Genomic DNA, 11609 nt, shown 5'->3' with positions numbered 1-11609 from the left:
CATGACGCTTATTTCTGAACACGTTGAGACCGATACGCGGGAAAAGATTCTCGTGGTGGCGGAGCGTCTGTTCAGGCATATGGGCTACCAGAAGACGACGGTCGCCGACATCGCCAAGGAACTGCGGATGAGCCCCGCCAACGTCTATCGCTTCTTCGATTCGAAGAAGTCGATCCACGAAGGCGTGGCCCGCACGCTGATGGGCGAGGTCGAAGTCGAGGCGCGGCGGATCGTGGCCCGGCCCGGTCCGGCGAAACCTCGCCTGCGAGAGCTGCTTACGACCATCAATCGGATGAACACCGAGCGCTATGTCGGCGATTCCAAGCTGCACGAGATGGTCGAGATCGCGATGGAGCAGGACTGGGACGTCTGCGTCGTTCATATCGAATGTGTCACCGGCATCATCGGCGAGGTGATCGCGCAGGGCGTGGCGTCGGGCGAGTTCGAGGCTCCCGACCTGCCTTTGGCGGCGCTCTGTACCTGCACCGGCATGATCCGCTTCTTCCATCCGCAGATGATCGCGCAGGCCATGAACAAGCCCAGCGCGACGATCGACCAGATGATCGATTTCCTCTTCCGCGCCCTTGAGCCGCGCAAGGCGAATTGAGCCCTTCCTGACTTGACCTGCTATTCCGAACTGCGTAGCCCGGATGGAGCGAAAGCGTAATCCGGGGACGACTCCGGCCGCTTGCGAGTTTCCCCGGATTGCGCTGCGCTCCATCCGGGCTACGAACAATAGGGAATAATCCGGCGTGACCAGCAAAGACCTGCACTTCTACGAGCCGAAGAACGGCCACGGCCTCAAGCACGACCCCTTCAACGCCATCATCGCGCCGCGTCCGATCGGCTGGATTTCCTCGCGCGACGGCAATGGAAACGTCAACCTGGCGCCGTACAGCTTCTTCAACGCCTTCTGCTACGTGCCGCCGATCATCGGCTTCTCCTCGACCAACTGGAAGGACAGCGCCGGGAACATCCAGGACACCGGCGAGTTCGTCTGGAATCTCGCCACCATGGACCTGGCAAAGCAGATGAACGCGACCGCGGCCCACGTCGCCCGTGATGTCGACGAGTTCAAGCTCGCAGGTCTTACGGCCGCGCCCTGCAAACTCGTCAATGTGCCGCGCGTGGCGGAAAGCCCCGTCGCCTTCGAGTGCAAGGTGACGCAGATCCTGCAGTTGCAGGGCGCCGACGGCAGGAAGGCGCAGGCCTGGGTCACCTTCGGCGAGGTCGTCGCCGTCCACATCGACAAGGCCTTCATCAAGGATGGCGTCTACCAGACCGGGCTGGCGCATCCGATCGTCCGCGCCGGCCGCAAGGGCGATTATTTCGAGATCAAGCCGGAAAACATGTTCGAGATGATCCGCCCGGATTGAGCGGCCTGAGTCGCCGGCTGCTCACTTCCCGACGGCGAACGCGTCGTAAACCAGTGCCTTGAAGGCGGGCAGAATGCGGCCACGTTCGTTCTGGGTCTGCTCCAGCAAGATGTAGATCATGTCCAGGCCGGGATCGACGCCGAAATAGGTGCCGCTGCCGCTGTCCCATTTGAGTTCGCCGATCGAGCCTGGTGGCGGCGGCTTGGCGTTGCCCGGATCGGTGCGAACGCCAAGGCCGTAGCCAAAGCCGAAGCCGTCGCCCGGAAAGTAGTAGTAATCCCGCCCGACGCCGGAGCCCGGCCCGACGTGGTCCGTCATCATCGCCTTGAATGCTGCCGGGCTGAGATAACGCTTGCCCTCGAATTCCCCGCCGTTGAGAAGCATCTGGGCAAACCGCGCATAGTCGTTCAGGGTCGAGACCAGCCCGCCGCCGCCGGATTCCCATTCCGGATGGGCGCGCCGTTGGCGCTCCGCGTCCAGCAGGATGGTATCGTTCGGCAGCGGCTCCGCCATTCGTGCGCGTTCTTCAGCGCTTTCCAGAACGTATTTGGTGCTGGTCATGCGAAGTGGATCCAGAATGTGCTGCTTCTCGAACTGATACAGCGTCTGTCCGGATATGATCTCGATGATGCGGCCGACCACATCGGTCGAGTGGCCATAGCGCCAGAGCGAACCTGGCTGCCTCGAAAGCGGCAATCGGGCGATGCGTTCGGCAAACACCTGGTTGCTGTACTTGCCGTCGAACAGGCCGGATTCCATGTAGGCCTTCTCGATCAGCTTGCCGCCGATGTAGTCGTAGGTGATTCCAGACGTATGGCGCAGCAAATCCTCGATCGTCATCGGCCGGTCCGGCGCGACAAGTTTCAGGTAGCGCGTTCCGTCAGTCGCAGTCGACGCCACGCCAACCCTGACGTCGGCAAACGCCGGAATGAATTTGGAGGCAGGATCGGTGAGCGAAAGTGTTCCGGCGTCGATCAGCATCATCGCCGCGACGCTGGTGATCGGCTTCGTCATCGAGTGCAGTGCAAAGATCGTGTCCGCCGTCATCGGCGCCTTGGTGGCGACATCCTGGACGCCGAAACATTTCAGATAGACCGGCTTGCCGTGCTGCTGGATCAAGACGACAGCGCCCGGCAGCTTCCCGGACGCCACCTCGTTGTTGAAGAATTCAGTGATGCGTTCGAGCTTCTGCGGAGAAGGGGCAGGGACGTCGTTGGCCGCGGAGGCATTGGCCCATATCGTAAGCGACAGGGCCGCGCAGAGAAGCCGCCCGACCCGCGATCCCGCGGTGCAATGCAGTATGCTTCGCGCCGGCGTCTTCATTGCTGGTTTGCTCCGCGGATCGATTGATTTGCCGGAGAATTTCCCGCTTGCCGAACCACTAACATGTCGCCCCCTCGCTTGCCATGTGGGTGATTGCCCCACGTGAAGGCTTCGCGACATCATCTGCATCGGACGAGGTAATGCTGTTTTTCGGCGGCGAGCGTGCGCAAAGAGGGTGAATCGAAAAGCAGCTCTCGTAACCAGGTGCGGATTTGGTTAACCTCAGGTTGCCAGGCCGGATCAACGGCCGGCGAGCAAATTTGGGAGGATGCGATGACACGCCATGAGCGGCGCGATCCACAACCGCGCGATCCGGAAAAATCGATTTCACGACGCACCATCGTTCGGGGCCTTGCCGCCTGCGCCGGCGCCACGGCGGCCGGGGTCAGCGGCGCGCTCGCCCAGGCCACCGCGCAAGGCAGCCCGCCTCAAGGTCCTGTGGCGCCACCGTCCACGGTGACAAATCCGCCGCGTGATTTCAGTCCGCGCGGTGTGCCGACCACCTATTTCTGGGATCCTGACATCGTCGCCATCGATCCATCCTTCAACAACCTCGCCCAGCCCAACACCGCGATCAAGCGGCTCTATACCGGCGTGTTGTGGGCGGAAGGGCCGGCCTGGAGCTCGCAAGGACGCTATCTGCTGTGGAGCGACATCCCCAACAACCGGCAGATGCGCTGGTCGGAGGATGACGGCCACGTCAGCGTCTTCCGTACGCCCTCCAACAATTCCAACGGCAACTCGTTCGACTTCCAGGGACGCCAGCTGTCCTGCGAGCATCTCACCCGCCGCGTCGTGCGCTATGAGCACGACGGTACCGCGACCGTGCTGGCCGATTCCTTTGACGGCAAGAAGCTGAACTCGCCGAACGACGTTGTCGCGCACCCGGACGGCAGCTACTGGTTCACCGATCCGCCCTATGGCGGCCAGCTCTATGAGGGCGAGCCCGACGTGGCGGGAGGCCCGAGCAACGCCGGTGGCAAGCTCAATCCGAAGATCGGTCAGCCGGCAGGCTTCGTGCCGGGCAGGCGCGAACTGCCGACCAACTGCTATCGCATCGATCCGTCCGGCCGCATCGACCTCGTGGTGACGGAAGAGCAGGTGCCCGATCCCAACGGGCTCTGTTTCTCGCCCGACCACAAGAAGCTCTATGTCGCCTCCACCGGCAAGGGCCCGGGCGATACCGGTCCGGGCGGCAAGGGCGAGGTCTTCGTGTTCGATGTCGGCACCGACAACAAGCTCAGCAACCACAAGCGCTTCACCGATTGCGTGGTTGATGGCATCAAATGCGGACCGGACGGCCTGCGCTGTGACGTCAACGGCAATCTCTGGGCTTCGAGCAATGCCGGCCGCTCCGTCGGCTACAGCGGCGTGACCGTGTGGTCACCGGAGGGCAAGCTGCTCGGCCGCATTCGCCTGCCCGAGGTATGCGGCAACATCACCTTTGGCGGTCCCAAGCGAAACCGCCTGTTCATGGCGGCGAGCCAGTCGCTCTATGCCGTGTATACGGCAACCCAAGGCGCAGGGCCGGGCTGATCGCTCAGCGTCCTTCACGGCATCATTCCGGGCTCTCGCTTTGCGAGCCCGGAATGAGGCGGAAGCCGTTCATTAGAATTTTCTACAAATTCGCAACCGGCGAAAAACCCCTCCGGCAAAAGCCGGGCGGGATTAAACCCGGCCTTTATGGCGAGCGATCCATCGTCCCCTGCAATAAGGGGGCTCGTCCATCAAATGCCTGTTTCCAAATATTTTACCGTCGTTGGCTCGGTGTTGCTGGCGCTTTTGTTCGTTTCGAACGCTTACCTCACCTACGACGAGAGCGATTTGCGGTTTGATGGGTCGCTGCACGAGAGCGCGCTCTACGCGCCTCGACAGGAAGAAATCCGGACCACGAGAGAGCCTCGCTTCACCCGTGACGTCACGCCTGCCGCCCGCGTCAAGGAAGTGTTTGCCGTATTCGTCCCGAATGAGCATCGCCGCAACAAGCGCGACTCGTGAGGGCTCACCGGCATTTCAGTCGGCCGCCGCCAGCAACTCCAGCAAGACGGCTAACGGCAGGATAATGCCGTCGTCCGGGAACGGTCGGGGACATCGGCCGTTATCTTCCAGTTTATCAATTTCGCTTCATTCCCGCGGCGAAACGTCCCCCAAAACCCGCGCTTTTCAGCTAGGATATATCGGCGTTTGGGACAGGTGAGGCGTGACGTCGCGCCCGATCATGAGGAGGGCCGCCATGAGCTTCCGCCGCGATTTCATCAGCAAGCCGATCTTCGCTCTGGCGCGTGGCGCGGTGCCGGCGATGTCCGACACCGAGCGCGAGGCGCTGGAGGCGGGCGATGTCTGGTGGGACGCCGATCTCTTCACCGGCAATCCCGACTGGTCGAAATTGCTGGCGGTCGCGCCGGCTGCCTTGACCGACGAAGAAAAGGCCTTTCTTAACGGTCCCGTCGACGAGCTCTGCGCCATGCTCGACGAGTGGAAGATCAATTGGGAATGGCGCGACCTGACGGCGGAGGTCTGGACCTTCATCAAGCGCCACAAATTCTTCGGCATGATCATCCCGAGGGAATTCGGCGGGCTCGGTTTCTCGCCATATGCGCATTCGGAAGTGGTGCGAAAGCTGTCCTCGCGGTCGCTGACGGCTGCCGTCACCGTGATGGTACCGAACTCGCTCGGGCCGGGCGAACTGTTGATGCGCTTCGGCACCAAGGAGCAGCAAGATCGGTGGCTGCCGCGCCTTGCCGATGGCCGCGACATTCCCTGTTTCGGCTTGACCAGCCCGGAGGCGGGATCGGACGCCGCCTCGATGGTCGACACCGGCATCATCTGCAAGGGTAATTTCGAGGGCCGCGAAGTGCTGGGCCTGAGGCTGAACTGGCACAAGCGCTACATCACGCTCGGGCCGGTGGCGACGCTGCTTGGCCTCGCCTTCAAGGCCTATGATCCGGATCATCTCGTAGGTCCGCAGAAAGAACTGGGCATCACCGTCGCCCTGATCCCGACCCATCTGCCGGGCGTCGATATCGGCCGCCGCCATCTGCCGGCGATGCAGGTATTCCAGAACGGCCCGAACTGGGGCCGCGATGTCTTCATCCCGCTGGACTACATCATCGGCGGGCAGGAGCGGCTCGGGCAAGGCTGGAAGATGCTGATGACGGCGCTCGCCGCCGGCCGCGGCATCTCGCTGCCGTCGCTTTCAGCCGCGGGCGCGGCCTATGCGGCGCGCACCACCGGCGCCTATGCCCGCATTCGCGAGCAGTTCGGCATTTCGATCAGCAAGTTCGAAGGTATCGAGGAGCCGCTCGCCCGCATCGCCGGCACTGCTTACCTGCTCGATGCCGCGCGGCGGCTGACCTGCGCCGCGCTCAACCAGGGCCATCATCCCGCTGTCATCTCCGGTATCATGAAGCTGCACGCCACCGAGCGGATGCGGATCGTGATCGACGACGCCATGGATATCCATGGCGGCAAGGCCGTCATCGACGGGCCACAGAACTACATGGGAAATCTCTATCGGGCGGTGCCGGTCGGCATCACGGTCGAGGGCGCCAATATCCTGACGCGAAATCTCATCGTGTTCGGTCAGGGCGCGATCCGCGCGCATCCATTCCTGCTTGAGGAAATGAATGCGCTGGGTGAAGCCGACCGCGCCAAGGGGCTGGACGCGTTTGACAAAGCGTTCTGGGCGCATGTCGGCCACAGCTTCAGGACCATGCTCCGCGCCTGGGGCCGGAGTTGGACCGGCGGCCTGTTCGCGCCGGCGCCCGATGCCGGTGAGGCGACGCGGTTCTATCGCCAACTCTCGCGTTACTCCGCCGCGTTTGCGCTCTGTGCCGACATGGCGCTGCTGACGCTCGGCGGCGCGCTCAAGCGCAAGGAAATGCTCTCGGCGCGGTTCGGCGATATCCTCTCCGAGCTCTATCTATTGTCCGCGGCGCTGAAGCGCTGGCAGGATGAGGGGCGGCAGCGCGAGGATTTCGCGGCGCTTGAATGGTGCATGGCAAGTGGTTTCCGCACCATCGAAAATCGCTTTGCCGAAATTCTCGCCAATCTGCCGAACCGGTTCGTCGCTGTGATCCTGAAATTCCTGATCCAGCCGTTCGGCGCCAAGGTGACCGGCCCGTCCGATCGCGTCGTGCAGCAGTGCGCCGCGCTGGTGCTGGAGCCCTCGGCGGCGCGCGACCGGCTCACGCCGGACCTTGCCGCCGTCGACGACGACGGCGGCGTCGCGCGGCTGGAAAAGGCATTCCGCCTGGTCACTTCAGCGGAGGACGCAGCAAAACAGATGCGTGCGGCGCGGCTGCATGACTGGAAGGAGGCGGTGAAGAAGGGCGTCATTACCCAGGCCGATGGCGAGAAGCTTCAGGCCGCGCATGAGGCCGTGGCCGGGGTGATCGAGGTCGACGACTTCGCGCCCGAGGCATTGTCGCCGATTTACAGGAAAGGCGCCGACGTGCATCAGTTCTTCCAGGAGCTGGGTGAGCAGAGGGCGGCAAGCTGATGGCAAGACCGGTCTTTATCGTCGACGGCAGCCGGACGCCGTTCCTGAAGGCACGCTCCGGCCCCGGGCCGTTCACGCCGGTCGATCTCGCGGTGCAATGCGGCCGGCCGCTGTTGGCGCGCCAGCCCTTTGCACCGGATGCCTTCGACCAGGTGATCCTTGGCTGCGTCAATGTCATTGCCGACGAGATGAATCCGGCCCGCGTCGCCGCGCTGCGGCTCGGCATGGGCGAGAAGATGGTTGCCTTCACCGTCCAGATCAATTGCGGCTCGGGCATGCAGTCGATCGACACCGCCTATCGCTACATCCGCGAAGGCGTTTCCGATCTGATCCTGGCCGGCGGTGCCGAGGCGCTGAGCCATGCGCCGCTGGTCTGGCCGCAACAGGGCGTGCGCTGGTTTGCCGGCCTTGCCGGCGCCAAGGGCATCGGTGCCAAGATCATGGCCGCGTTGAAAGTGAAGCCCAGCTATCTCAAGCCGATCATCGGGCTGGAGCGCGGGCTGACCGATCCCATCACCGAACTCAACATGGGCCAGACCGCCGAGGTGGTCGGACATCTCTTCGGCGTGACGCGGGCGCAGTCGGATGCCTATGCCGCCGAGAGCCACCGGCGGCTGGCGAAGGCGCAGTCCGAGGGCTGGCTCAAGGGCGAGGTCGAGATCGCGTTCGCGCGCGACGGCAAGTTCTACGATCATGACGACGGCGTGCGGCCGGATTCGACGCCGGAGTCGCTGGCAAAACTGAAGCCGGTGTTCGAGCGTCCCTGGGGCAAGGTCACCGCCGGCAATTCCTCGCAGATCACCGACGGCGCGTCCTGGGTGATCCTCGCTTCCGAAGAGGCGGTCGCCAGGCACGGCCTGACCCCGAAGGCGGCCATCCTCGACAGCCAGTGGTCGGCGCTCGATCCCGGCATCATGGGCCTGGGGCCGGTGCTGTCGGCAACGGAACTGCTGAAACGCAATGAGCTGACGCTGTCGGAAATCGAGACCTGGGAATTGAACGAAGCCTTTGCGACGCAGGTACTGGGCTGCCTTGCGGCCTGGAACGATGAAAAATTCTGCAAGGAGATCCTCGGCCTCGACGGTGCGGCAGGAGAAATCGACCAGAGCCGGCTGAACGTCGACGGCGGCGCCATCAGCCTCGGTCATCCCGTCGGCTGCAGCGGCAACCGCATCGTGCTGCATCTCATCAACGCCATGAAGCGGTTGGGTACGCGGCGCGGCATCGCCACCGAATGTATCGGCGGCGGGCAGGGCGGCGCGATGCTGATTGAGACGGTGTGAGCATGGACAGCCAGATCATGAACGCCCTCGGCGATCGCGTGCTCGAACTCGGCCCGACGCCGGATGCCAATGGCCCGTACAGGAATTTCAAGCTGACGCGCGATGCCGACGGCGTCGCCTGGCTGCTGTTCGACCGCGAGGGCACCAGCGCCAACACGCTTTCAGCCGACCTGATCGAAGAACTCGACAAGGTGTTGGCCGAACTGGAAAGCCAGCGGCCGACGGGCCTCGTCATCCGCTCCGCCAAGAAATCCGGCTTCATCGCCGGCGCCGACGTCAACGCGTTTCGGGGCGCCACCGATCCGGGTGCGGTCGAGATGGAGATCGGTCGCGCCCATGCCGTGATCGATCGCCTCGAAGGATTGAAAATTCCAACGGTTGCCGTGATTCACGGATTCTGCCTCGGCGGCGGCCTCGAAGTCGCGCTCGCCTGCCAGATGCGGATCGCCATCGAAGATGCACGGTTCGGTTTCCCCGAGGTGATGCTCGGGCTGCATCCCGGTCTCGGCGGCACTGCGCGCTTCACGCAAACAGTCAATCCCCTGCAGTCCATGCCGCTGATGCTGACTGGCAAGACCATCGATGCGCGGAAGGCAAAGTCGCTTGGGCTGGTCGACGCGGTGACGCAGGAACGTCACGTCCTGAATGCGGTAAAGGATGCCGTGTCCGGCCGCCTGAAGCGTGCGCGGCCGGGGATGTTCAATACCCTCTTCGGCTTCGGCTCCGTCAGGGGTTTTGTCGCCTCGCGCATGCGCCGTGAGGCGGCCAAGGCTGCGCCGCAAGAGCACTACCCCGCGCCCTATGCGCTGATCGATCTCTGGGAAAAGCATGGCGGCGACCGGCTGGCGATGCTGCGGGCGGAGCAGCCGTCGTTCGCGCGGCTGATGGTCACGCCGACCGCGCAGAACCTGATCCGCGTCTTCTTCCTGCGCGAGCAGATGAAGAAGCTCGCAGGCAGCGGCAGCAGGATCGGGCACGTTCATGTCATCGGCGCGGGCGCCATGGGCGGCGACATCGCCGCCTGGTGCGCCGGCCAGGATTTGCGCGTGACGCTCGCCGACATGAAGCCGGAGCCGATCGCGGGCGCGATCAGGCGCGCCGCCGAACTCTACGGCAAGATCCTGCGCAAGCGCACCTCAGTGCGCGATGCGCTCGACCGGCTGATGCCGGACATGCAGGCGGAAGGCGTGCGCAACGCCGATCTCGTCATCGAGGCGGTGCCGGAGAAGCTCGAGCTGAAGCAGAAGGTCTATGCGGGGCTAGAGCCGAAGATGAAGCCCGGCGCCATCCTTGCCACCAACACGTCGAGCATTCCGCTGCAGGATCTGCGCACCACGCTGGCAAAGCCCGAGCGGCTGCTCGGCTTGCACTTCTTCAATCCGGTCTCGCGGCTGCAACTCGTCGAGGTCGTCAGCCATGACGGCACCGACCCCGAGCTCCTGAAGCAGGCGCTGGCCTTCGTCGGCGCCATCGACCGCTTGCCGCTGCCGGTAAAATCCTCGCCCGGCTTCCTCGTCAACCGCGCGCTGACGCCGTACATGCTGGAAGCGATGCTGATGCTCGACGAGAAGATCGACAAGGCCGTCATCGACGCCGCCGCGAAGAAATTCGGCATGCCGATGGGGCCGATCGAACTGGCCGATCAGGTCGGCCTCGACATCTGCCTCGACGTCGGCGACATGCTGCGCTCGAAATTCGGCGACGCGCTGCCGTCGACGCCGGCCTGGTTGCGCGACAAGGTCGCCAATGGCGAACTCGGCCGCAAGACCGGCAAGGGCTTCTACACCTGGAAGGACGGCAAGGCCGACACGTCAGGCATGTCCGCGATCTCGGAGCCGTCGGCGGAAATGATCGACCGGCTGATCCTGCCGATGTCGAACGTCTGTGTCGCCTGCCTGCGCGAGGGCATCGTCGACAACGCCGACGTGGTCGACGGCGCCATGATCTTCGGCACCGGCTACGCGCCGTTCCGCGGCGGTCCCTTGAACTATGCGCGAACCCGCGGCGTCGAGAACGTGGTCTCGACGCTGGATGCGCTGACCGACAAGTTCGGCGGCCGCTTCACGCCCGATGCCGGCTGGGAGAATTTCAGGTGAGCGAAGCCCAAATTACTGGAGCTCATTTGCACGCCCCGGCCAATGCCGCGACCGAGCCGCGCGGCGATCTCTGCATCCGCACGCTGGCGATGCCGGCCGACACCAACGCCAATGGCGATATTTTCGGCGGCTGGCTGCTCAGCCAGATGGATATCGGCGGCGGCGTGTTCGCTTCCAAGATCGCCAAATCCCGCACCGTGACGGTCGCGATCGAGGCGATGAATTTTCGAAAAGCGGTCTATGTCGGCGATCTCGTGTCGGTTTATGCCAACCTGGTGCGGGTCGGGCGCACCTCGCTCACGGTCCATCTCGAAGCATGGGTGGTGCGGCGCCAAGAGTTGCAGTCGATCCTGGTGACCGACGGCAACTTCACCTACGTCTCGATCGACGACAACGGCCGTCCGCAGCAAGTCACCCCGGACGGCGTTATCAAGACCTAGCTTTTTGTTTTGACGCGTTTTCTTGACGCGAACCGGTATCCACTTCGCTTGAAAACGCTATGGATCTTACGGGCAGGGCCGCTCGTAACCGTCGCGGCCGATGAACGTGCCACGGCGTGGATCATAGGTCGGCGAGCGCATGCAGCGCGGGGTATTGTCGTAATAGCGGGGCGGGGGAGGCGCGTATTGCGCCTGGACACCGCAATAGCGCGGCGAGACCGCGACCCATCCTCCGGGCTGTTCCGCGTAGCAGCCGCCCTCATACCAGCGATAGCCGCCCGGCCGCGGCTCGCCCTGGGCGCCGATGGCTGCCCCGGTGCCTGCGCCGACGATGGCCCCGATCGCGGCCCCGCGACCGCCGCCTAACGCGCCGCCGACAATCGCGCCCGCGGCGCCGCCGAACAGCGCGCCTCCGAGCGTGCTTTCCTGCGCCGCCGCTTCCTGGAGCGGCGCGCAAACCGCAAGGGCGACCAGCATCGAGAGCGCGAATTTCGGCATCATGTCAGTTCTCCAGCCATTTGAGCGATTCGCCGTATTCGAAACCAGCTTTGACATAGGTCGGTCGTGCGGCGCAACGGGCAAGCGAGGAA

The 11609-nt window shown here is 63.9% G+C and carries 10 protein-coding genes; 8 read left to right on the top strand and 2 right to left on the bottom strand.

Annotated features, from left to right (window positions below; genetic code table 11):
- The first annotated feature begins 1 nt into the window (after window position 1).
- Complete coding sequence (locus V7E26_RS01785; RefSeq protein WP_324412846.1) at window positions 2-607, top strand: TetR/AcrR family transcriptional regulator; 606 nt, start codon at window positions 2-4, stop codon at window positions 605-607.
- A gap of 145 nt (window positions 608-752) precedes the next feature.
- Window positions 753-1376 (top strand): flavin reductase family protein, encoded by a 624-nt coding sequence (locus V7E26_RS01780; protein ID WP_324412844.1) that lies wholly within the window; start codon window positions 753-755, stop codon window positions 1374-1376.
- A gap of 21 nt (window positions 1377-1397) precedes the next feature.
- Here the strand turns inward: V7E26_RS01780 and V7E26_RS01775 are convergent, their stop codons facing one another.
- Window positions 1398-2699 carry a serine hydrolase domain-containing protein gene (locus V7E26_RS01775; protein WP_324412842.1) on the bottom strand — a complete coding sequence of 434 codons (1302 nt, stop codon included), beginning with the start codon at window positions 2697-2699 and terminating at the stop codon, window positions 1398-1400.
- 273 nt (window positions 2700-2972) lie between these two features.
- Between V7E26_RS01775 and V7E26_RS01770 the strand changes: the two genes are divergently transcribed.
- The 6 genes from V7E26_RS01770 (at window position 2973) to V7E26_RS01745 (ending at window position 11019) form a co-directional block, all read left to right on the top strand.
- Entirely contained in the window at window positions 2973-4235 is a 1263-nt protein-coding gene (locus tag V7E26_RS01770) for an SMP-30/gluconolactonase/LRE family protein (protein WP_324412840.1), read from the top strand.
- A gap of 147 nt (window positions 4236-4382) precedes the next feature.
- A complete protein-coding gene (locus V7E26_RS01765; protein WP_324412838.1) occupies window positions 4383-4697 on the top strand; it encodes a hypothetical protein in 315 nt (104 codons plus the stop codon).
- 235 nt (window positions 4698-4932) lie between these two features.
- Window positions 4933-7200: an acyl-CoA dehydrogenase gene (locus V7E26_RS01760; RefSeq protein WP_324412836.1), complete on the top strand. Its 2268-nt coding sequence runs from the start codon at window positions 4933-4935 to the stop codon at window positions 7198-7200.
- The gene (locus tag V7E26_RS01755; protein ID WP_324412834.1) at window positions 7200-8483 is read left to right on the top strand and encodes an acetyl-CoA C-acetyltransferase; all 1284 of its coding nucleotides are present in this window, start codon (window positions 7200-7202) and stop codon (window positions 8481-8483) included. Before V7E26_RS01760 ends, V7E26_RS01755 begins: the two co-directional genes overlap by 1 nt.
- A gap of 2 nt (window positions 8484-8485) precedes the next feature.
- A complete protein-coding gene (locus tag V7E26_RS01750; protein ID WP_324412833.1) occupies window positions 8486-10579 on the top strand; it encodes a 3-hydroxyacyl-CoA dehydrogenase NAD-binding domain-containing protein in 2094 nt (697 codons plus the stop codon).
- 11 nt (window positions 10580-10590) lie between these two features.
- Complete coding sequence (locus V7E26_RS01745) at window positions 10591-11019, top strand: acyl-CoA thioesterase (RefSeq protein WP_324413076.1); 429 nt, start codon at window positions 10591-10593, stop codon at window positions 11017-11019.
- Window positions 11020-11085: 66 nt separating this feature from the next.
- Here the strand turns inward: V7E26_RS01745 and V7E26_RS01740 are convergent, their stop codons facing one another.
- A complete protein-coding gene (locus V7E26_RS01740; RefSeq protein ID WP_324412831.1) occupies window positions 11086-11520 on the bottom strand; it encodes a glycine zipper domain-containing protein in 435 nt (144 codons plus the stop codon).
- Window positions 11521-11609: the final 89 nt, after the last annotated feature.

This window comes from Bradyrhizobium sp., assembly GCF_036735945.1.
Classification (GTDB): domain Bacteria; phylum Pseudomonadota; class Alphaproteobacteria; order Rhizobiales; family Xanthobacteraceae; genus Bradyrhizobium.
Note: the sequence above shows the minus strand (reverse complement) of the source record. Positions and strands in the feature narration are given on the sequence as shown.

Excerpts from the sequence above, each read along its gene's own strand:
- V7E26_RS01760 (WP_324412836.1), top strand. The coding sequence starts at position 4,933 with ATGAGCTTCCGCCGCGATTTCATCAGCAAGCCGATCTTCGCTCTGGCG.
- V7E26_RS01750 (WP_324412833.1), top strand. The coding sequence starts at position 8,486 with ATGGACAGCCAGATCATGAACGCCCTCGGCGATCGCGTGCTCGAACTC.
- V7E26_RS01770 (WP_324412840.1), top strand. The coding sequence starts at position 2,973 with ATGACACGCCATGAGCGGCGCGATCCACAACCGCGCGATCCGGAAAAA.
- V7E26_RS01785 (WP_324412846.1), top strand. The coding sequence starts at position 2 with ATGACGCTTATTTCTGAACACGTTGAGACCGATACGCGGGAAAAGATT.
- V7E26_RS01740 (WP_324412831.1), bottom strand. The coding sequence starts at position 11,520 with ATGATGCCGAAATTCGCGCTCTCGATGCTGGTCGCCCTTGCGGTTTGC.
- V7E26_RS01755 (WP_324412834.1), top strand. The coding sequence starts at position 7,200 with ATGGCAAGACCGGTCTTTATCGTCGACGGCAGCCGGACGCCGTTCCTG.
- V7E26_RS01765 (WP_324412838.1), top strand. The coding sequence starts at position 4,383 with ATGGCGAGCGATCCATCGTCCCCTGCAATAAGGGGGCTCGTCCATCAA.
- V7E26_RS01775 (WP_324412842.1), bottom strand. The coding sequence starts at position 2,699 with ATGAAGACGCCGGCGCGAAGCATACTGCATTGCACCGCGGGATCGCGG.